Origin of the sequence: Halopseudomonas yangmingensis, from assembly GCF_900114825.1 — a bacterium.
GTDB classification, from domain to species: Bacteria; Pseudomonadota; Gammaproteobacteria; order Pseudomonadales; family Pseudomonadaceae; genus Halopseudomonas; species Halopseudomonas yangmingensis.
Genome location: NZ_FOUI01000009.1, coordinates 100,565 through 121,581, shown reverse-complemented (window position 1 = coordinate 121,581; position 21,017 = coordinate 100,565). Strand labels below are relative to the sequence as shown.

Below are 21,017 nucleotides of genomic sequence, written 5' to 3'. Positions count from 1 at the left end.
CAGCGTAGGTGGGCGCGCCAACATCGAAACACTGCTTCGCTACATCGAGAATCAAGACGATCCTCGCAAGCTCGGACAGCCGCTTGACTAGCGCATGACGCCAAAGCGTTCATGCGTAGGATGCGCGGCTAAACATGCTCAATCAGGACATCACCGAGATCAACTCACTGAATCAGGAAGGTGTGGAAAACCTGCAGGCGACGCTACGGGCCTGTCAATCCCTGGAGCAACAGGTCAGCCGTCTGCGTGAACTGGTAGGCGGCTTCCGTATCTAATCAGCCGCTCTCCCCTGCTTGTTGACGCAACAGCGCCAGCAAGCGGGGGGCTTCTGCATAGTCACTGCCGGACTGGCTGTTCAGCGCATCCGGATCAAAGCGTGACAGACAACCGGCACCCAATACCGGCGGCATAGCCGCAGCGCCGGCCTGCATGGCCGGATTCTCATCCTCGTCAAGCAACGACTCTTGCAGCCTGTTCACTTGGGTGCCGCATGGTCGTTGAAGTGCTGCACGGCACGCAGAATATCGCGCCGGCTGATCTGTCCAACCAACCGGCCATCTTCAAGCACCGGCAGACGGCGGCGACCGCGATGAATGAAATGCTCAGCCGCCTTGACGATATCGGCGGCCGCATCGACGGTTTCAACACCGCACGTCATCACCGACTCCACACGACCGCCTGCCTCTTCGAAATAGCTGCCGGAAAGAATCCCGCGCAAGCAATCGCTTTCGGACAGCAAACCAAGCAGGTGACCCTCATCATCCACTACCGGCGCACCGGAGATGCGCCTTTCGATCAGCACATCAATTGCCTTGAACAGATCGGTATCCGCCTTGAAGGTCACCAGATCGGTGATCATGTAATCGCGTACCTTGACTGATTTGAGCATTGCCTGTTCTCCCCGTTGTGGTCCCGTACCGGCACTTGGCGGACAACAGACGCCTGCCGCCGCTCAGCTGAACACGACTGTCTTGTTGTCGTGCACCAGTACCCTGTCTTCCAAGTGATAGCGCAAACCACGCGAAAGCACCATCTTTTCCACGTCCTTTCCCAGCCGCACCATATCCTCGACATTCTGTCGGTGACTGATGCGCGCCACGTCCTGTTCGATGATCGGACCGGCGTCAAGTTCCTCGGTAACATAGTGACAGGTCGCGCCAATCAGCTTGACGCCACGCTGCGCGGCCTGGTGATAGGGCCGGGCACCAACGAAGGATGGCAGGAAGCTGTGGTGGATATTGATGATGCGGTGTGCAAAACGTTGACACAATTGCGGCGGCAGAATTTGCATGTAACGCGCAAGCACTACACAGTCAGCCTGCTGCTCTTCTATCAGACGAGTAACTTCGGCAAAAGCGGGTGTTTTGTCTTTGGGGTCAACAGGCACATGGTAAAAAGGTATGCCATGCCATTCGACCATACTGCGCAGATCGTCATGATTGGAAATCACACTGACAATATCGCAATCCAGTTCGCCACTGTGCCAGCGGTGCAACAGATCAGCCAGACAATGGGACTCCTTGCTGGCCATCAAAACCACTTTTTTTCTGACAGCTGAATCATTGATATGCCAGTGCATACCAAACTCTTCAGCAATAGGTGCAAACACCCGGCGAAACCCGTCAAGGTCAAAGGGAAGTGAATCGGCACGGATCTCATGGCGCATAAAGAACCAGCCTGTAAGGTTGTCCGAATGATGGTTGGCCTCAGTGATCCAGCCATTGTAGGTACTCAGTACATTGCTGACTTTGGCAACAATGCCCATGCGGTCGGGGCAGGCAATAACCAGCCGATAGGTACGCATCAAAACGACTCCAGAATAAGAGATGTCACATGCACAGGGGCTCTTGGTTGCCGGCGCATGCGTTGGCGGCCATTCTAGGGAAACATTGATCAAAGGCAAAGCCCGGCGACGGGGTGTCTGCAACTGAAAAAAGCAGCACTCTTGTCAGGCAGACGCTGATTAAATAGCTGTTGCGCCTACGTGAAAACCGCTGACCTGTTCTCTGCATAAATACATTCAAGACAGCCAACAATTATTCATCCAGACAATATGCTTGCTTGTTTGAATTTTAACTTTGAACTAATATCGCCAGCACCTGTCAACCAGCTTCGACAGATGCTGAATTTCTAACTGACACTTCATTATTAAAACCCCAACAGGCGGAGAAATACCCATGTCCAAACTGGTCGAAATGCGTAATGTAGAAAAAGAAATCCAGGAGCTTACCGCTCGCCTCGAAAGCCTCAAGGGTGATGAGCGAGTTAAAAAGGAACTGGAATTCGAAGACAAGCTGCATGACCTGATGAAGGAATATGGCAAAACCAACCGTGATGTTCTGGCCATTCTTGATCCGGAAGGCCGTGCAGCAGTTACCAACACGACAAGCAGCGCAACCAAACGTACCCGCAAGATGAAGCAGTACAAGAACCCGCACACCGGTGAAACCATCGAGACCAAGGGTGGCAACCACAAGGTGCTGAAGGCCTGGAAAGAGCAGTACGGCAGCGATGTCGTGGAAGGCTGGGCCAGCATCCTCGGCTAATTTGGCCCAAGGTTACAGGCCGGCAGTTACCACTGCCGGCCTGAACATGTTGTCTGAGCTATCCTGTCAGCCCCAAGGTTTCCCGCAATTGATCCGCGTAACAACGCCAGTTTTCCAGCAGTTGTCTCTGCTCCGGGTTACATTCAGGCAATAACTGCTGCACCTGCTGCATAAATTGCTGCAGGGTAATTGCCGCTCCCGGCAACTCGCCAGCCAAGCGGCGCGCACACCAGCCAAGCCAGTCCTGCCTTTGTTGCACATCCAGTGATTCGGGATAATTGCGCGCTCGGTAACGCGGCAGCATATCGACCAGTCGCTGGTCGCGTAATGGCCATAATGTCGGCAATAACCGCTGCGCTTCGCTCTCGCGTATATCGGCCATCAAATTACGGTCCGCGTTATCAAGAAAACCGCCATACAGGCGCAGTTCAGCGTCTTCTTCATCCGCCCTGTCGGCCTGCGGCTGATAGATCTGTGCCAGCCGGTTGCCCAATTGCTCACGCCGCTCTGCCAGCCAGACTGCACGCTGCTGCAACAGCGGCATATCCAGCTGCAAACGATCAATATCCCCTTCGCGCAATACCTTGCGATTGGCCAGCACCGGGCAGCGGTTGATCTGCACCAGCTTGAGACCCGGTCGCTCGACACCCTCGGGCAGATCCTCATTGCGCGTATATAGCCGCTCACGCAGTAACTCCGGCGACAGCTCGAACAGCTGCTGCGGCTCGACTGCCAGATCCCAGACAATCAGCGCGTTACGGTTTTGCGGATGCCAGCCAAGCGGCAGTACCAGTGTCAACCCGTTACGGTCACGGCCAATACGTCCGGACACATGCACCAGCGGCTCGGGCGTGCGAAAGTTGATCAGCTCCAACACCCGCTGCTTGTCACGCAGCGCATACAGGTAATCGTACAGACGGGGTTGCGCCTGCTTTAGCAGACGCGCCATGGCGATGGTGGCACGCACATCGGCCAGCGCATCATGCGCACCGACATGCGCAATACCGTTGGCTTCGGTAAGCAACTCCAGGCGCAAACTGGGCAGGCCGTCCTGCTGCGGCCAGACAATGCCCTCCGGCCGTAACGCCTGGGCGGTGCGCAGGGCGCCGAGCAGATCCCAGCGACTGTTGCCGGACTGCCACTCGCGCGCATAGGGGTCGAAGTAGTTGCGATACAGGGTGAAGCGGGTCATTTCGTCATCAAAGCGCAGGTTGTTGTACCCGGCGCTACAGGTGCCTGGCTGGGCCATTTGCTCGTGCAGCCGGCGGATAAATTCGGCCTCCGGCAGCCCGGCCCTGACCCGCTCCGGGCCAATCCTGGTCACCAGGCAGGCACCCGGAGCCGGCAGGCAGTCCTCGGCCAACCGGCAATCAATGTTCAGCGGTTCGCCAATTTCGTTGAGGTCTTCATCGGTGCGTACGCCGGCGACCTGCAGGGGGCGGTCGCGGCGGGTGTCGATACCGGTGGTTTCAAAGTCGTACCAGAACAGCGTGCGGCCCATCGGCCCTCCTTGGGCGGTGCGAGTGCCGCAGGCGCATCAGCGCTTTTCTGGCGGCAACGGGGTGTCCGGGTCATGATGACCGAGCTGGCGCAGGGTTTCCAGTCGCGCACCGGCACGCCAGGCATATTCACTGGAGGGATGCTGGCGGATGATCCAGCGGTAGGTCTGCACCGCATCCACATACAGGGCCTGACGTTCCAGACAGAGCCCCCGCAGCAGACTGATTTCCGGTTGCAGGTGGGCCCGCGAGCGACTGCGGCGCTCAGCCTGGGACAACTGGTAGTTGGCCTGCTGGCAATCACCCTGATCGTAGGCGCGCCAGGCCTTGTTGATATTACCGTGCGGACTGCCGGCACAGCCGGTCAATACCAGCATGAAACTGCCGAGCAGCAGCGGTACAGATACGTTCATGCTCACCTACCCCTGGGATGTGTCTGCTCATTATCGACCAATTCTGCCGACACTTGAGCTGCATGATTGACTGGTTTGACCCAGATCAGCGAGCAGCGGACAGGCATGGGGTAAAAAGCCTATAGTAATGCAGCGCCAGTGCCGAATGACCGGAGTGGCGCCCCACATGACCCGTCAGGAGAGCATCATGAAGATTGGCAACATGCTGGTGGTGATCGACCCAACCAGCGAAGACCAGCAGCCCTGTCTGCAGCGCGCCGTGCAGTTGGCCGAGCGCACCCCCGGGGCGCGTATCACGCTGTTCATGTGCGACTACAACGCAGCACTGGATGGTGGCCTGCTGTTCGATACTCCCGGCCTGGAGAAGGCCCGTGCCTCGCTGATCAACCACCGCAACCAGTACCTTGACCGACTGGCCAAACCCCTGCGCGAAAAGGGCCTGCAGGTAGATACCGAGGCCGTCTGGGGCAAGCGTGTTGATCGTCACATCCTGCGTGCGGTAGTCCAGCACAACCCGGATCTGGTGCTGAAAACCACCCATCATCACAACCTGATCAAGCGCCTGCTACTGACCAATACCGACTGGCAGCTGATTCGCCATTGCGAAAAGCCCCTGTGGCTGGTCAAGCAGGCCGAGCAGACCATCGGCAAGCTGTGCGCCAGCGTTGACCCGCTGCACGAGGCGGACAAGCCGGCAGCGCTGGACATAAAACTGATCAATACCGCTCGCGAACTGGCTGGCCAATTGGGTGCCGAAGCCCACGTGGTGCACTGTTACAACCCGCTGCCGCGCACCCTGGTGTTCGATGCCAGCGTGATCACCGACTATGACGGTTACGCCGAGGATGTGCGCAAGCGCCATGCCGAGGCCTTTGACCAGTTGGGCGAACAGCAGCAACTGAGCGCGGACCAGCGTCATCTGCTGCAGGGTTATCCGGAGGAAGTGATTCCGGAATTCATTAAGCAGCAGGACATCAACCTGCTGGTAATGGGCGCCGTATCACGCTCGCGCCTGGACAGCGCACTGATCGGCCACACCGCCGAGCGCCTGCTCGACGAGGCGGACTGTGATGTACTGGTGATCAAGCCGGACGACTTCCGCGACCCGAGCCGTCCCGACTGAGTAAGCGGGGCGGTCGCTCAGTCGGCCGCCCTGCCCGCCTGCAGCGCCAGCGATTGCTGACACAGGCGGGTTATCCCTTGCCAGTCCTGCGCCTCGATCAGCGCCTGTGGTGCCATCCAGGTGCCGCCAATCGCCAGCAGGTTATCCAGCGCCAGGTACTCACCCAGACGCGCCAGGCCGATGCCACCAGTCGGGCAAAAGCGAATCCCATGGAAGGGTCCGGAGAATGCCCGCAAGGCAGCGGCCCCGCCGCTGATTTCCGCCGGATAGAACTTGAATCGCCGGTAACCGAACCGATAGCCCATCAATATTTCCGAGGCCGTGGCCACCCCCGGCAACAGCGGCACCGGACTATCCAGACCGAGGGTCAGCAGCTCCTCGGTGGAACCCGGCGTCACCACGAAGGCGGCACCGGCATCCAGCACCGACTGGAACTGGCGGCCATCCAGCACGGTGCCGGCACCGACACACAGCTGCGGCCGTTCGCTGCGCAGCAGGCGGATTGCCGTCAGCGCGCAGTCGGTACGCAGGGTTATTTCCAGGGTATGGATACCACCGGCCAGCAGTGCGTCGGCCAGCGGCAGCACCTGCTCCAGCCGGCGCAGACTGAGTACCGGCAGCAAACGCTGTTCACTGAAAATACGATCCAAAGCAAGGCTGTGCTGGGCAAGACTCATGGACATCCTGTCAGCCCGCCGGGCTGTAGCTGATGGTCAGGGAAGGCTGTAACAACGCAGCCACCGGCAACCCGCCGACCCCGGTCAGGGCCTGCTGCACGGTTGCCCGCTTATCCTCGCCGCTGATGGCCAGCAGTTGCAAGCCCGCATTGACAAGGGCACGCGGTGTCAGGCTCAGGCGCGGCAAGCGCTGGGCGTTGGCCGCCACCGGCACGCACAGGGGCGCAGCGTCCGGATCGAGCCACTGCGCCAGTTGCGGGTCATCAGCAAACAGCGAGGCGCAGTGCCCGTCGACCCCCATGCCCAATACCACCACGTCGAATGGCAGCCAGGCCTGCAAGGCTGCACTGACCTGTTCGGCATCGGCAGCCGGGCTGATGCCCCGGTACAACGGCAGCCAGTGCAGCTGCGTCCAGTGCTCGGCCAGCGCGTCGCGCAACAGCGCGGCATTGCTGTCGGCCGAGTGCTGATCAACCCAGCGCTCATCGACCAGCGTCAGCCCTATCCGCGACCAGTCCAGCGACTGCCCGGCCAACTGGCGCAGAAATGCCTGCGGGCTACGGCCACCGGACAGCGCCATGCGCGCGAAGCCCTTTTCGGTAATCGCCTTACGCAACTGATCCGCCACCCGACAGGCCAGCCACTCGGCCTGCGCCGTGACGTCGACATGCTGTTGCAGGTGCAGGCCACGGGCGCGGGTCAGTTGTTCAAACGTCATTGGTCCATTCCGGCAGGCTGTCTAGCAGGCTGCTGGCGCCCTGCTCGGGGTTGGCCACCGCGCCACGCAGCAGGCCGAACAATTCACGACCGCAACCGGCCGGCGAGCGCCGAATGGCAGTCGGCTGACGTGCCTGCCACAGGGCCTCATCCAGCTCCACCTCAAGCACCCCCTGCTCGGCATCCAACCATAACCGGTCGCCATCCTGAAGGCGTGCCAGCGGCCCGCCCAAAGCCGCCTCTGGGTACAGATGCAATGCCGCCGGCACCTTGCCGGAGGCGCCGGACAGCCGGCCGTCGGTCACCAGGGCCACCTGCCAGCCGCGATCCTGCAAGGCGCCCAGACAGGGCATCAGTGCGTGCAGCTCGGGCATGCCGTTGGCCTGTGGCCCCTGCCCGCGCACCACCAGAAACAGGTCGGCTTCCAGCTCACCGGCACGGAATGCCTCGACCAGTTGCTGCGGCTCATCAAACACCCGGCAGGGCGCACGCAGGCTACGCTGCTCCACTGCTACCGCCGACAGCTTGATGATGCCGCGCCCCAGCCGCCCGCTGAGCAGGCGCAAGCCTCCATCCTCAGCAAAGGGCTGATGCCGGCTGCGCAGTACCTGCGCATCCCCGGAGACTGCCGGCCCGTCACGCCAGATCAGTTGTCCGTCACGCAACAGCGGCTCACGGGTATAACGCGCCAGACCAGGGCCGGCCACCGTCTCGACATCTTCGTGCAGCAGCCCGGCATCCAGCAGCTGGCTAAACAGCCAGGCCGGCCCGCCGGCGGCCTGGAACTGGTTGATATCGGCCTTGCCGTTGGGATAGATATGCGCCAGCGTCGGCACCGCCGACGACAACCGGTCAAGGTCATCCCAGTCCAGCAGGATTCCGGCGGCCCGGGCAATCGCCGGCAGGTGCAGGCTGTGGTTGGTCGAGCCGCCACTGGCCAGCAGCATCACCAGCGCATTCACCAGCGCCCGTTCATCGACGATCTGCGCCAGGCTGCCCGCGCCGCTGCGCGCCAGTTCTACCGCACGGCTGGCGGCGGCGCAGGTCAGTGCATCGCGCAGCGGCGTGTCCGGGGTAATAAAGGAGGACCCCGGCAGTTGCAGACCCAGCGCTTCCAGCAGTAACTGGTTGGTATTGGCGGTGCCAAAGAAGGTGCAAGTACCCGGTGCATGGTAGGCCTGCGCCTCGGCCTGCAGCAGCTCCTCGCGGCTGGCGCGGCCCTCGGCATAGCGTTGGCGCACCTCGGCCTTGGCGCTGTTATCCAGCCCGCTGGGCATCGGCCCGGAAGGCACGAACAGCGTGGGCAAATGACCGAATCGCAGCGCACCCATCAGCATGCCCGGCACTATCTTGTCGCAGATCCCCAGCAACAACACGGCATCATGCAGCTGATGCGACAGTGCCACGGCGGTCGACAAGGCAATCACATCACGACTGTACAGCGACAGCTGCATGCCGGGCTGACCCTGGGTAATGCCATCACACATCGCCGGTACGCCGCCGGCCATCTGGCAGCCCGCTCCGAGCCCACGCAGGTGCTGACGGATCAGCTCAGGATACCGGGCATAGGGCTGATGCGCCGACAGCAGGTCGTTGTAGGCGCTGACAATCCCGACATTCACCGGTTGCTCCAACTGCAACCGCTGTTTGTCGCCCGCCGGACAGGCGGCCATGGCATGCGCCAGGTTGGAACAGGGCAGGCTTTGCCGCGCCCGAGGCGTTGCGGCGGCGGCAGCCATCTGCTCAAGATAGCGCGCACGCGAGCGCCGGCTGCGCTCGCGCAGGCGTTCGGTTACTTCCAGCACCAGCGGATGCATGTCCACCTCCGGCAGAAAAACCAACCCCGGCACGGGCCGGGGTTGTCAGTATCACCAATAGCCTGTCAGCCGTCAGATTTCCACAGCCAGACTCTCGGCAATTTTCTTTTTCCAGATCTGCGGTCCGGTGATGTGTACCGACTCGCCACTGCTGTCAACCGCCACAGTGACCGGCATGTCCTTCACATCAAACTCATAGATGGCTTCCATACCCAGCTCAGGGAAGGCAAGCACCTCGGCTTTCTTGATCGCCTGGGCAACCAGATAGGCAGCACCGCCCACCGCCATCAGGTAGACCGCCTTGTGGTCCTTGATCGCCTCGATGGCAATCGGGCCACGCTCGGACTTGCCGATCATGCCGAGCAGACCGGTCTGCTCAAGGATCTGCCGGGTGAACTTGTCCATCCGCGTCGCGGTAGTCGGGCCAGCCGGTCCGACCACTTCCTCACGCACCGGATCAACCGGACCGACGTAGTAGATAAAACGGCCCTTCAGGTCGACCGGCAGTTGCTCACCCTTGTTCAGCATATCGACCATGCGCTTGTGCGCGGCATCGCGACCGGTAAGCATCTTGCCGGACAACAGAATGGTCTCGCCGGTCTTCCAGGTCTGCACCTCTTCCGGGGTGACAGTATCCAGATTGACCCGGCGTACACCGTCGCCCACTTCCCAGGCGATATCCGGATAGGCATCCAGCGGCGGCGGCGCCAGCTCGGCCGGGCCGGAGCCATCCAGCACGAAGTGCGCGTGGCGGGTGGCGGCACAGTTGGGGATCATGCACACCGGCAGACTGGCAGCGTGGGTCGGGTAATCCTTGATCTTGATATCAAGCACTGTGGTCAGGCCGCCCAGACCCTGGGCACCGATGCCCAGCGCATTGACCTTGTCCATGATTTCCAGACGCAGCTCTTCGATGCGATTCTGCGGGCCACGGGCACGCAGTTCGTGGATATCGATCGGCTCCATCAGCGATTCCTTGGCCAGTACTGCGGCTTTCTCGGCAGTACCACCGATGCCGATGCCGAGCATGCCCGGCGGACACCAGCCGGCACCCATGGTCGGCACGGTGTTGATCACCCAGTCGACGATCGAGTCGGACGGGTTGAGCATGACCATCTTCGACTTGTTTTCCGAGCCGCCGCCCTTGGCCGCGACATGGAATTCAAGGGTATCGCCCGGCACCATCTGGTAGTGGATCACCGCCGGGGTATTGTCCTTGGTGTTTACCCGTTTGCCGGCCGGATCAGCCAGAATGGAGGCACGCAGGACGTTGTCCGGGTAGTTGTAGGCGCGGCGTACGCCCTCGTTGATCATGTCATCAAGGCCCATGGTAGCGCCTTCCCAGCGCACATCCATACCGACCTTGACGAACACGGTGACAATCCCGGTGTCCTGGCAGATCGGACGGTGCCCGGTGGCACACATGCGCGAGTTGATCAGGATCTGTGCCATGGCATCACGCGCCGCCGGCGACTCCTCGCGCTGCCAGGCCTGGTGCATGGCCTGGATGAAGTCCACCGGGTGGTAATAGGAAATGTACTGCAGCGCGTCGGCAACGCTCTGGATCAGATCATCTTGCTTGATTGTGGCCATGACGGGGACAGGCTCCTCTGGTTGGCTGGCGCGGCAGATGCCGCAAGCTCACGGACAGGCCGGCGATTATCGGGATAGCGGTGCCGGCGCAGCAGGCTGCCAAGTATACCCGAGGCCCGCAAATGCGGCAGCGATTGCAGTCATAGCGTGCGACTATGGTAGCAGCGTAAAATCAATTGTATGACATTTACGCCATTTATTATGGTTTTTGCGACAAAGTGCCCCTCTGTTCACAAATGTCAGTCATTTGCCTGCACACCCCTCTGTTCAAACGGATCGACACGCGCTAGATTGACGCCAAAATGCCATCAAGGGACGGCAAATAATGCCAGTCATGGACAACAACGAGCAGAACTTCCAACGATTGCGGTTGCAACGCTTCTATATGGCGCAGATCAACTACCTGATCAGCCACAGCATTGTGGCGGTTGCATGGTTTGCCGATCAATTCCATGGCAGCGGACAGATGGCCCTGCTGATAATACTGGCCGGCAGCTGCACCCAGGCCCTGTTCTGGTGGAGTATGCGCAGCGGGTACAACCTGCGCTTTGCCGATCCCAGCATGACCAGCGCTCAGATCGTAGTGGCCCTGTTGCTGGCCAGCTGGTTACTACTCTACCTTGGCGACTTCCGCGGCACTGTCCTGCTGCTGTATCCGGTCATCTTGCTGTTCGGCGTATTCCAGCTCAACCGACGGCAATTCATTACTCATGCGATACTGGCGCTGCTGTGCTTTTCGGCGGTGGTGCTACATGATCTGTTTCGTCGCCCTGAAAATATCAACCCCACCCTGTCGATACTGCAGCTATTCGTGCTGTGCTGCGTGCTTGGCTGGCTTAGCATTTTCGGCAGCTACATCCGCGAACTGCGCGAACGCCTGCAACGGCGCCACAGCACATTGCAGGCGCATCAGGAAACGCTCAAGGGCATGATGAGCCAGCTGCAGACACTGGCCACTTCCGACAGCCTGACCGGCCTGTCCAACCGCCGCCACTTCATGGACGTAGCCAGTCGTCGTCTGGCACTGCTGGGGCCGGGAGAAAAGCTAGGTCTGGCACTGATTGATCTGGACCACTTCAAACGTATCAATGACCTCTATGGACATGCCGCCGGAGATACTGTCCTGCAGACCTTTGCCCGCATCGCACGCAAGCGTCTGCGCGACGAGGACCTGATTGCACGCTTTGGTGGCGAAGAATTCATCCTGCTGCTGGGCAACGCCAGTATCGACAGCCTTACCCAATGTATTGAACGATTGAGGCAGGCTTTTGCCGAGTGCCACTTCGATAGCATGCCGGAGGGAACCCGCTGCAGTTTTTCTGCCGGACTGACACTGCTCAATCCTGGCGACCCGCTGGAAGCCCGCATCAACGAAGCCGATCAGGCGCTGTACCAGGCCAAGGACAATGGCCGCAACTGCCTGCAGATACACCCGCAGGCCGTCTGAGTCAGCCACGGATACCCGTCCACAGCATCAACCAGCGGCTGACCTGCCCCCACACGAGGATCTTTGCCTTGTGATGCCAGGGCAACTCCCGCCATTGGGCCTGCGTCCATTCGCGGCTACAGGCAAAGTCCCGGACAAAACAATCATCAACCTCTGCCAGCAAACGCCGGTCAAGCACTTGCTGATTGGCTTCCAGATTCCAGTGCAGCGCCCAATGATCAAAATTGCATGACCCAATACTGACCCAGTCATCCACCAGCACCATCTTCAGGTGCAAAAAACGGGGTTGATATTCGAAGATTTTTACACCAGCCCCCAGCAGACGTCCGAAAAAACGCTGACCAGCATAGCGCACTGGCGGATGATCGGTGATCTGGCCACACAACAACAGACGCACATCCACCCCACGACGGGCCGCACGTCGCAGCGCCCGGCGCACACGCCAGCCGGGAATAAAATACGGGGTTGCCAACCAGATTCGCTGCCTGGCGGCAGCAACCTGCGCCAACAAGGCACGCAGCACTTCCTGATGCTCAGCCGCATCGGTATAGGACACCCGCCCCAGCCCGTCACGACCGGCAGGCATTGCCGGCAGCGGCAGACGCCGCCAGCGGCCCGGCGGACAGCGGCGCAAGGGGGCTGCCGAGGCCAGCCACTGGCGCTCGAACAAGTCCAGCCAGTCAACTACCACACTCCCTTCCACCTTCAGCATCAGCTCATGCCAGCTACTGCCCTGCTGCGGATGATAGAAGTCATCAGTCAGCCCGGCACCACCAACAAAGGCAACCTCATCATCCACCAGCAACAACTTGCGATGATCCCGGTGCAGGTTGCCATGGCCAGCCAGCCAGCGCAGAGGATTGTAGAAACGCAACTGCACACCGGCGCTCACCAGTCTTTTACGGTCACCAGCCTGCAATTGCAGGCTGCCAAAGCCATCAAGCAGGCAACGCACCCTCACCCCGCGCCGGGCAGCATCAACCAGCACAGCCAGCCAGTCACCGGCAACAGCCCCCGAACTGACCAGATAGAGCTCCAGCTCCACCGACCGGCGTGCCGACTGCACGGCAGACAACATGCACGGGTAAAACTGCTCGCCATCAATCAGCAGAGCGTATCGGCAATCTTCTCGCCACGGGTAGACTGGGCCTGCCATGCACCATCCCTGTCATCGGGAATGCGGTAATGCGACTGGTCCAGCAAATCCATGCCGCATTGCAGCTGGCTGATCCAGTCGAGGAAGGCTCCGATCATATCAGGCCCGCAGAACGGACGACCATGCTGCGGCACCATCATTTTTGGCTGCAGCTTTCGCACCATATTGGCCCACAGGCGACAGGCCTTGTTGCCGGCCATATAGCGGCGATGAAAGCCTTCCATGGTCGGTACATGCTCGGCGAAATCGGTCACCGGATCGGCATCGTCGACCAGAGAGGCACCCATGTCCCCGGAAAACAAAATCCCGCTGACAGGGTCATAAAAATGCAGATTCCCCACCGAATGCAGGAAGTGCGCAGGCAGCACCATCAGCCGGGAGGAGCCCAGCGGGATATACATCCCCTGATCCGGCACTTCGATCATCCGCTCGGTAGTACTGACACCGCTGTGACGCGTCAGGTAAGCGGCCGACAGATGGGGCAGAAAACGTGCCCACAGCTTTGAGCAAACCACCTTGCAACGGGTGTGCAAAAACCATTTATCCAATGAGGCGATGATGTCCGGATCCTGATGCGAGGCCAGTACATAGGTCAGATCACCCAGCGGAATATGCTCACTAACAGCCAGCGACAATGGCATGTAGGTCAGATCACCACCGGGGTCGAGCAACGCATGCTGATCGCCGTCAATGATCAGGAACTGGTTGGACTGCACCCCATCACCGGTAACCAGCTGATCGAAACACAGCACCTTGTGGTTGCCATTGTCGAACAGAACCCGAGCCTTGGCCGCCATCGCATATACCTCTCAAGTGGTAGAAAGGTGCTCTTTATACTGCCTGGCGCCAGCAGTAATGCTGACCCAGATCAAAACCCATACGCATTGCATGGCCAAATATTGTCACCGTCACGTCATGCAGACTTAACCTGCCTGACACGCAGCCTGCCTAGCATCGAGCGCAACACCAAGGAAAGCCACGTGGAGGCTGCCCACCATGCGCGATGCTCTCGCTGTTGCCGAACTCAACCCGGGCCATTCACTGCACTCGGTGCTGGCCACCGATGCCGCCACCCTGCGCGCCGCGCAACGTTTGCGCTTCAAGGTGTTTGCCGAGGAGTGCGGCGCACAATTGCAATGCACGGAGCCGGGCATTGACCACGACCGCTACGATCCTTTCTGCCAGCACCTGGTGGTCATGGACCGCACTACCGGCCAGGTTGTTGCCACTACCCGTCTTCTGAATGCGGAGGGTGCCAGGCGCGCAGGAGGGTTCTACAGCCAGAGCGAGTTCGACCTGCCCGGATTGGCCAGAATCAGCGCAGACATGCTGGAAATTGGTCGCACCTGCGTGCATCCCGATTACCGCAACGGCGGCACTATCGGCGTGCTCTGGGCAGCCTTGGCACAGCTGATGAAAGAGCAGCACTATGCCTATCTGATGGGCTGCGCCAGTATTGCCATGGAGGATGGTGGCATCCAGACGCAGGTGATCATGCAACGCCTGCGAGAGCGTTATCTGGATCGCAGCCTGATCGAAGCGTTACCACGCCAGCCCGTCCCGAGGATGGAAATTCCGGAAAACGTCACCGCCCAACTACCACCCTTGCTCAAGGCCTACATGCGTCTTGGCGCAAGAATCTGCGGCGAGCCAAGCTGGGACCCGCTGTTCAATGTGGCGGACGTATTTATCCTGCTAAGACGCGAACAACTCTGCCCACGTTACGCCCGCCATTTCGGTGCTGCTTGATGCGCGCCGCCCTCAGACGAAGCATACGGCTGCCCGGCGTATTGCTCTGGCTGCTGCTCGGCAGCCTGCTGGCCGCAGCCTGTGCACTTGCAAAGCGGCTGAACATGGACTCAGCCACAACCATGCGGCGCAATTTCTGTCTGTTGTGGATGCGCGGCATGCTGGCATTGCTACCTGTACGCATTTACCGCCACGGAGATCTGCCAGACAAACCGGCGCTCTGGTTAAGCAATCATATATCCTGGGTAGACATACTGGTGCTGGGTGCCAGCGCCAGAGTCCAATTTCTGTCCAAACAGGAAGTCCGTCGCTGGCCCCTGCTCGGCTGGCTGGCCGCCAGCGCTGGCACTCTCTTCCTCAAACGCGGCGCCGGTGCAGCAGCCGAACTGCGCGTACAACTCAGCCAGCAACTGCAGCAGAGGCAGTCGATGGTGATCTTCGCCGAAGGAACCACCACCGACGGGTCGCGGGTACTGCCCTTCCACAGCCGACTGCTCGACACCGAACAACCGGCACTGCGCATACAGCCGATTGCCCTGAGTTACCGGCGTGCCGGGCAGGCTGACCAACTGATCCCGTTTGTCGGCGACGACGAGTTCACCAGCCACCTCTGGCAACTACTCGGCAGTCCCACAATAGAGGCGCACCTGCACCTGTTACCGGCGCTTGAGATGCACGCGCAAACCAGTCGCAAGCGACTGGCACACACCACCCAGCAGCAGATCGCGGACATCCTGGGTGTCCCGGCCGTGAAACGGCGAAGAGAGCCACAGTCAACAGAGGTGAGCCGGATTACGGCAAACGCGCCTGAAGTGTGCGCAACTGATCTTGCATGGCACTGAGCGTCCGGTTGGTCTGAACCCTGAAGGCATCAACGGCGCGCTGAGCCTCCTCCGCCGCCTGCAGTCGCTGGTCCAGCTCTGCCCTTAACAGCACCAACTCGGCGGCAGCGCCGGCAGATGCTTCACTCTCACGCCGCTCGATCTGTTGTTGCTGTCGCTGCACTTGCTGACGCAGCCCTTGCAACGCCTGCTGCACGGCAGCCAGTTGCTGCATATCCTCACGCAATGCATGCTGGGCGCCTTGCAGCTGCTGCAGCGTCTCGCCGAAAGCCTCAAGTTTCTGTTCACTAGACGCCTGTAACCCGGCCACTTCCCGGGTCAGAGACTGATGCTCTGTTGCAGTCTCCTGAAGTTGCTGTTGCAACCGTACAATTGCCGCTGAACGTTCACCAGCGTCCTGATCCAGACGTGCCGAAGTGCTTTCCAGCGCGGCAAGGCGTTCGACAAACTGTTGCAAGCCCTGTTCAATTTTTTGCAGGCGTCGCTCACGCTCACGTTCAACTTCCGTCAGCGTGGTTTCGGTTGCCGTCACCTTGCCGGTGATATCCTCGATCCGCCCCGACGCCTCCTCACTGACACGGGCAAAACTGTTCTGTGTTGCCACCAACTGTTGCTGCAGCCCCATCTGCTGCTGATGCGACCACCACCCCAGACCGACAACACCCAACCCGAGTGCGGCACAGACTGCCCACAGCAACCCCGTACCTGCCGATGGCGGGGGGCGGTACGGGCTGCGCAGGCCCTCAATCTGGGGCGTAACAGAGTCCTCGGCGCGTGACGCGTTGACACCAGCACGCTCTTCTGGGGAAACATGCATGCTGGGAAGATCAACTTCAGGTTCGGCATTACGTTCAGTCATGGGAAACATCCGGATAATTCATCAAAAGAACATAAACACGGCAGAGCATAAGCACCAGTTGTTACATTCTGCGGGGAATCGGCATACCTTGCCAGCATGGCCCGGCCTGTTGCCTCAGTGCTATCATTGGCCGGCGCGGCTACAGAACAAGGCCCAGAGCCGCCCAGCCGCATCAATTAACGTGACACAGAGCACGCGCACGGGACAGCCGCCAGCCCTGCAGCATCGAAGGTCGTGGCGCCCGGCAACACACCTGCCGCCAGTCCGAACGGACGCGCAGGAACGTAAAAACACCTGAGAGATGGAGAAACACCATGGCTTTCGAACTGCCTGCACTGCCCTACGAGAAGAACGCTCTTGAGCCGCACATTTCAGCCGAGACGCTTGAATACCATTACAGCAAGCACCACAACACCTACGTGGTCAACCTGAACAATCTGGTCCCCGGAACCGAGTTCGAAGGCAAGAGCCTCGAGGAGATCGTCAAGACCTCCAGCGGCGGCGTATTCAACAACGCGGCACAGGTCTGGAACCACACCTTCTACTGGCACTGCCTGAGCCCGAACGGTGGCGGTCAACCGACTGGCGCCCTGGCCGATGCAATCAACGCAGCCTTCGGCTCCTTCGACAAGTTCAAGGAAGAGTTCAGCAAAACTGCCATCGGCACCTTCGGCTCCGGCTGGGGCTGGCTGGTCAAAAAGCCGGACGGCTCGCTGGCACTGGAAAGCACCACCGGTGCCGGCTGCCCGCTGACTGGCGACAACAAGCCGCTGCTGACCTGTGACGTCTGGGAGCATGCCTACTACATCGACTACCGCAACATGCGCCCGAAGTATGTAGAAGCCTTCTGGAACCTGGTCAACTGGGACTTCGTCGCCGCCAACTACGCCGGCTGACACTCCTCTCTGCGTATCCATCAATAATGATGGATACGCAGTGCCCTTCGGCGACAACCCTTGCGGGCAAGTGGCTATGCCGGCATGATGACGTCATATCAACAATAACGGGACTGGCCACCCTTGATCATCGCCCGCCGTCACAGCCTGTCGATCAAGTTATTGCGCCTGGTGCTCTTCTGGGCACTGCTGGTCGGCATTTTGTTGAGTATCGGGCAGATCATCTACGACCTGAACAAGGAACGCAGCCAGCTCGACACTGCCGCAGCCCAGATCCTTGCCATGTCGCGCGACCCGGCAACCCAATCGGTCTACAGCCTGGACCGGGAAATGGGCCTGCAAGTCATAGAGGGTTTGTTTGAACACAAGGCATTGCGCCAGGCGAGCATTACCCACCCCGACCGGACCGCCCTGGCCAGCCGTGAAAGACCCCTACAGCGCGACAAGCTGCGCAGCCTGACCGATCCGCTGCTGGGCAGCGAACAAAGCTACAGCATTCCTCTCTATGGTCGAGCGCCCTTCGAGGAATATTACGGCGACCTTCGCATTACTCTGGATACCGCGATTTACGGGGCAGACTTCCTGCAGCGCTCCCTGATCATTCTGGTATCCGGCATGCTCAGAGCCACTGCCATGGCGCTAGTGCTCTACCTGCTCTATCACCTGTACCTGACACGCCCCCTGACAAGCATTATCGAGCATCTTGCCGACATCAACCCAGACCAGCCCGGTAAAATGAGCATTCCCATGCTGCCGGGACAAGAGCGCAACGAACTGGGTTTATGGATCACCAAGGCCAACCAGATGCTTGACTCAATTGAGCGCAACAGTCACAGGCGCCGTGAGGCCGAAGCAAGCCTGCTGCATCTGTCCCGGCATGACCACTTGACCGGACTGCCGAACCGCGCACTGCTTCAGGAACAACTGGCGCAGATACTGGTTGATGCTGGCCGCCGCCAGCGTGGCGTAGCTCTGCTTTGCCTGGGCCTCGACGACTTCAAGGAAATCAACGAACAGTTCAGCTACCAACTGGGCGACAGCCTGCTGGTGGCTGTCGCCGAACGCTTGCGGGCCAACAGTGGGCGGCTCGGCAGCCTGGCTCGCCTTGGCGGCGACCAGTTTGCGGTAGTCCAGACCAGCGTTGACGAACCCTATGAGGCTGCTGAACTGGCCCAGACACTGCTTGACGATCTGGCTCGCCCGTTCGACCTTGGAGAGCATCAGGTTACCTTGCGCGCCACCATAGGCATCACCCTGTTTCCGGATGACGGGCAGAATGCCGAGAAGCTGCTGCAAAAAGCCGAACAGACGATGATGCTGGCCAAGGCCCGCTCGCGTAACCGCTACCAGTTCTACATTGCCAGCCTGGACAGCGAGATGCGGGTCCGCCGCGAACTGGACAAGGAGTTGCGCGGCGCGCTGGCGCGCAATGAATTCCATCTGCTGTTCCAGCCACAGATATGCCTGCAGTCGCGCAAGCTGGTTGGCGTGGAGGCGCTGATTCGCTGGCAGCATCCTGAACGCGGACTGGTTCCACCGGACATTTTCATCCCCCTGGCAGAGCAGAACGGCAGCATCGTCCAAATAGGTGAATGGGTTCTTGACCAGGCCTGCAGCCAACTGGCGCACTGGCACGCCCACGGCCTCCCCGGATTGCGTATGGCTGTCAACCTCTCCACCGTTCAGCTGCACAGCGCCGATCTGACAAAAACCGTCAGTAATGCCTTGCAGCGCCACCAGCTTCGTCCGGAGTGCCTGGAACTGGAAATCACCGAGACAGGCCTGATGGAAGACATAGGTACCGCTGCCAGCCACCTCAATAGCCTGAAAAAAGCCGGCGTGCAGATCGCCATTGATGACTTCGGGACTGGCTATTCCTCGCTCAGCTACCTGCGTGGTTTGCCGCTGAACAAGATCAAGATTGACAAGAGTTTTGTCCAGGATGTGCTGGATGACGCTGACGATGCGACCATCGTGCGCGCCATCATCCAGTTGGGGCGCTCCCTGAACATGCAGGTAATTGCCGAAGGCGTGGAAACCGCCGAACAGGAAGCCTATGTACTGGGCCAGGGATGCAGCGAGGGACAGGGCTACTTCTACAGCAGACCGCTTGCCGCCAATGCCCTGCTGAACTGGAAGACAGACTTCGAGGGCCGTCAGCCGGCGGCAGTCACCTCAAGCGTTCAGCAGCGCCAGCCATAACCCACCGCTGACCAGCGAGCAGACTAACAGCCCCGCCGTCGCCAACCCTGACTGCCGACGCAGCTGCCGACTCAGATCATCCTCATGATGGTCCGACAACAGAAATGGCAGACCTCGCCGGGATGGGCGCTGCAACCAGTGCTGGTCCGCCTCACCGGCTAGCACACGGCGTCGCTGCGCGGCTTCTTCGGCGGCCGCTTCCCGCACGCGCGACCAGACAGATTCATCAAGCTGGCCGGTACCGCTGCTGTCAAAACGTGCCAGCAAGGCCGGATAGTCAGCCTTCCACTCCCGCACCACATCAGCCGTCATCTGCTCCAGCGCAGGCAAATGACGGCCACCGCCACGGGTTTCAAACCAGCCAAGGGCGTAGCAGATATCCTCCGCAACAAATAACTCTTCGGTGTAGCGATAACGCTCGCCAAATACCAGGCGGGACAATAATCCCGGGGAATCCCCGGACAGCGGATGACGCCTGTTGCCTTCCCAGCGTTTGCGTAGACGTGGGTGCACATCGGCACCACGGGGATCGATCAGACAACTGCCGGTAGCATCACGCAGCTCGAAGGCCTGCTCGGAGACGCCTTTCTCGATTTCCTTCCATTGGCTGTTCTTGCCACGCCGTTGATACTTTTCGATACGGTAGCGATACCACAGGCAGGGGTTGCCTGTCAGGGGTGCCCTTAACGGCCGGCCTTCGAAAGGGAAGGCCTGGCCAACCAGCTCAACCTGCCCCTGTGCTGCAGAACGCACCAGCGAGGTGGGTGTGTTTTCGACTATCCAGGCCAGACGCAAGCGTGCAAACACACGCCAGAGAAAATAAAGCGCAACAATACCGGTGCTACCGGCAATCAGAACCAAATGCGTGCTGTCGAGCCAGAACAGCCCGTATACATCGATCATCCAAACAGTGACCGCATATCCACATCAGCCTTGTCTGCCTCGGAAAACTGCAACAGATCCGCCGGCAGAAAACCCAGAGACCGTGCCAGCAAGACTTCAGGAAACTGCTCGATCCGCACGTTGTTGATATTTACCGCGGCATTGTAGAGCTCACGCCGGTCAGCAATGCCATTCTCCAGCCCGGAAATACGGTCCTGCAAGTGACGAAACGACTCGTTGGCCTTCAGATCAGGATAGTTTTCCGCCAGCGCAAATAGCTGACCAAGACCCACCCGCATCAGACTCTCGGCCTGCCCCAGCCCTTTGACATCGGAGTTTTCCCGGGCCTTGGCCACCGCGCCGCGCGCCGCCACAACCCGCTCAAGCGTCTGCTGCTCGTGCTGCATATAGGCACGGCAAGTTTCGACCAGCTTGGGCAACTCTTCATGACGCTGGCGCAACAACACATCAATGTTTGACCATGCCATGCTGACCGCATGCTTGACGTTGACCAACTGGTTGTACAGCAGTACCGCATAGATGCCGAGCACCAGCAACACACAGGTGATGATGATCGGCGTAACACTGAATTGTTCCAT

22 protein-coding genes are annotated in these 21,017 nt (G+C 60.0%); 8 read left to right on the top strand and 14 right to left on the bottom strand.

All coding sequences use genetic code 11. From position 1 onward, the window contains the following. Positions 1-134 precede the first annotated feature (134 nt). Positions 135-275: a hypothetical protein gene (locus tag BMZ23_RS14980; RefSeq protein WP_177197256.1), complete on the top strand. Its 141-nt coding sequence runs from the start codon at positions 135-137 to the stop codon at positions 273-275. Here the strand turns inward: BMZ23_RS14980 and BMZ23_RS09845 are convergent, their stop codons facing one another. The 3 genes from BMZ23_RS09845 to purU all read right to left on the bottom strand — a co-directional run bounded on the left by BMZ23_RS09845 (position 276) and on the right by purU (position 1,804). Beyond that, positions 276-479 carry a hypothetical protein gene (locus tag BMZ23_RS09845; protein WP_093476228.1) on the bottom strand — a complete coding sequence of 68 codons (204 nt, stop codon included), beginning with the start codon at positions 477-479 and terminating at the stop codon, positions 276-278. Then, positions 476-889, bottom strand: coding sequence for a CBS domain-containing protein (locus tag BMZ23_RS09840; RefSeq protein ID WP_093476225.1), 414 nt, complete (start codon positions 887-889; stop codon positions 476-478). The genes BMZ23_RS09845 and BMZ23_RS09840 overlap by 4 nt, the downstream gene beginning before the upstream one ends. A 63-nt stretch (positions 890-952) precedes the next feature. Then, complete coding sequence (purU, locus tag BMZ23_RS09835; RefSeq protein ID WP_093476222.1) at positions 953-1,804, bottom strand: formyltetrahydrofolate deformylase; 852 nt, start codon at positions 1,802-1,804, stop codon at positions 953-955. A gap of 373 nt (positions 1,805-2,177) precedes the next feature. On the opposite strand from purU, the gene BMZ23_RS09830 reads away from it, so the two are divergent. Further along, positions 2,178-2,546 carry a histone-like nucleoid-structuring protein, MvaT/MvaU family gene (locus BMZ23_RS09830; protein ID WP_093476219.1) on the top strand — a complete coding sequence of 123 codons (369 nt, stop codon included), beginning with the start codon at positions 2,178-2,180 and terminating at the stop codon, positions 2,544-2,546. 58 nt (positions 2,547-2,604) lie between these two features. Here the strand turns inward: BMZ23_RS09830 and sbcB are convergent, their stop codons facing one another. Both sbcB and BMZ23_RS09820 read right to left on the bottom strand, forming a co-directional pair. Continuing rightward, positions 2,605-4,047, bottom strand: a complete 1,443-nt coding sequence (gene sbcB, locus BMZ23_RS09825; RefSeq protein WP_093476216.1) for an exodeoxyribonuclease I — start codon at positions 4,045-4,047, stop codon at positions 2,605-2,607. Positions 4,048-4,083: 36 nt separating this feature from the next. Then, positions 4,084-4,458, bottom strand: a complete 375-nt coding sequence (locus tag BMZ23_RS09820) for a tetratricopeptide repeat protein (protein ID WP_093476213.1) — start codon at positions 4,456-4,458, stop codon at positions 4,084-4,086. Between the two features lie 187 nt (positions 4,459-4,645). On the opposite strand from BMZ23_RS09820, the gene BMZ23_RS09815 reads away from it, so the two are divergent. Then, positions 4,646-5,581 carry a universal stress protein gene (locus tag BMZ23_RS09815; protein WP_093476210.1) on the top strand — a complete coding sequence of 312 codons (936 nt, stop codon included), beginning with the start codon at positions 4,646-4,648 and terminating at the stop codon, positions 5,579-5,581. Positions 5,582-5,598: 17 nt separating this feature from the next. Here the strand turns inward: BMZ23_RS09815 and BMZ23_RS09810 are convergent, their stop codons facing one another. The 4 genes from BMZ23_RS09810 to BMZ23_RS09795 all read right to left on the bottom strand — a co-directional run bounded on the left by BMZ23_RS09810 (position 5,599) and on the right by BMZ23_RS09795 (position 10,385). Continuing rightward, positions 5,599-6,258 carry a bifunctional 4-hydroxy-2-oxoglutarate aldolase/2-dehydro-3-deoxy-phosphogluconate aldolase gene (locus tag BMZ23_RS09810; RefSeq protein WP_093476207.1) on the bottom strand — a complete coding sequence of 220 codons (660 nt, stop codon included), beginning with the start codon at positions 6,256-6,258 and terminating at the stop codon, positions 5,599-5,601. A 10-nt stretch (positions 6,259-6,268) separates the two neighbouring features. Continuing rightward, a complete protein-coding gene (gene pgl / locus BMZ23_RS09805) occupies positions 6,269-6,976 on the bottom strand; it encodes a 6-phosphogluconolactonase (protein ID WP_093476204.1) in 708 nt (235 codons plus the stop codon). Continuing rightward, positions 6,966-8,792 (bottom strand): phosphogluconate dehydratase, encoded by a 1,827-nt coding sequence (edd, locus tag BMZ23_RS09800; RefSeq protein ID WP_093476201.1) that lies wholly within the window; start codon positions 8,790-8,792, stop codon positions 6,966-6,968. The genes pgl and edd overlap by 11 nt, the downstream gene beginning before the upstream one ends. Before the next feature lie 72 nt (positions 8,793-8,864). Next, positions 8,865-10,385 (bottom strand): fumarate hydratase, encoded by a 1,521-nt coding sequence (locus tag BMZ23_RS09795; RefSeq protein WP_093476198.1) that lies wholly within the window; start codon positions 10,383-10,385, stop codon positions 8,865-8,867. 325 nt (positions 10,386-10,710) lie between these two features. Between BMZ23_RS09795 and BMZ23_RS09790 the strand changes: the two genes are divergently transcribed. Continuing rightward, positions 10,711-11,832, top strand: coding sequence for a GGDEF domain-containing protein (locus tag BMZ23_RS09790; RefSeq protein ID WP_093476195.1), 1,122 nt, complete (start codon positions 10,711-10,713; stop codon positions 11,830-11,832). A 1-nt stretch (position 11,833) separates the two neighbouring features. On the opposite strand, the gene BMZ23_RS09785 is transcribed toward BMZ23_RS09790, so the two are convergent. Continuing rightward, on the bottom strand, positions 11,834-12,988 hold the full coding sequence (locus BMZ23_RS09785; RefSeq protein ID WP_093476192.1) for a phospholipase D-like domain-containing protein: 1,155 nt from the start codon (positions 12,986-12,988) through the stop codon (positions 11,834-11,836). After that, a complete protein-coding gene (locus tag BMZ23_RS09780) occupies positions 12,937-13,785 on the bottom strand; it encodes an oxygen-binding di-iron domain-containing protein (RefSeq protein ID WP_093476189.1) in 849 nt (282 codons plus the stop codon). The genes BMZ23_RS09785 and BMZ23_RS09780 overlap by 52 nt, the downstream gene beginning before the upstream one ends. A 199-nt stretch (positions 13,786-13,984) precedes the next feature. Here BMZ23_RS09780 and BMZ23_RS09775 point away from each other — a divergent pair, with 199 nt between their 5' ends. Further along, positions 13,985-14,737, top strand: a complete 753-nt coding sequence (locus BMZ23_RS09775; protein ID WP_093476186.1) for a GNAT family N-acetyltransferase — start codon at positions 13,985-13,987, stop codon at positions 14,735-14,737. Between the two features lie 182 nt (positions 14,738-14,919). Beyond that, positions 14,920-15,579: a lysophospholipid acyltransferase family protein gene (locus BMZ23_RS09770; protein ID WP_425431688.1), complete on the top strand. Its 660-nt coding sequence runs from the start codon at positions 14,920-14,922 to the stop codon at positions 15,577-15,579. Here the strand turns inward: BMZ23_RS09770 and BMZ23_RS09765 are convergent. After that, on the bottom strand, positions 15,530-16,438 hold the full coding sequence (locus tag BMZ23_RS09765; protein WP_143069584.1) for a hypothetical protein: 909 nt from the start codon (positions 16,436-16,438) through the stop codon (positions 15,530-15,532). The two genes, BMZ23_RS09770 and BMZ23_RS09765, sit on opposite strands and share 50 nt — an antisense overlap. A 314-nt stretch (positions 16,439-16,752) precedes the next feature. Here BMZ23_RS09765 and sodB point away from each other — a divergent pair, with 314 nt between their 5' ends. Continuing rightward, positions 16,753-17,334, top strand: a complete 582-nt coding sequence (sodB, locus tag BMZ23_RS09760; protein ID WP_093476177.1) for a superoxide dismutase [Fe] — start codon at positions 16,753-16,755, stop codon at positions 17,332-17,334. Positions 17,335-17,457: 123 nt separating this feature from the next. After that, positions 17,458-19,536: a putative bifunctional diguanylate cyclase/phosphodiesterase gene (locus BMZ23_RS09755; protein ID WP_093476174.1), complete on the top strand. Its 2,079-nt coding sequence runs from the start codon at positions 17,458-17,460 to the stop codon at positions 19,534-19,536. Here the strand turns inward: BMZ23_RS09755 and BMZ23_RS09750 are convergent. Next, positions 19,510-20,439: a GIDE domain-containing protein gene (locus BMZ23_RS09750; RefSeq protein ID WP_093476171.1), complete on the bottom strand. Its 930-nt coding sequence runs from the start codon at positions 20,437-20,439 to the stop codon at positions 19,510-19,512. The genes BMZ23_RS09755 and BMZ23_RS09750 overlap by 27 nt on opposite strands. Beyond that, positions 20,436-21,017 (bottom strand): LemA family protein, encoded by a 582-nt coding sequence (locus tag BMZ23_RS09745; protein ID WP_093476168.1) that lies wholly within the window; start codon positions 21,015-21,017, stop codon positions 20,436-20,438. The genes BMZ23_RS09750 and BMZ23_RS09745 overlap by 4 nt, the downstream gene beginning before the upstream one ends.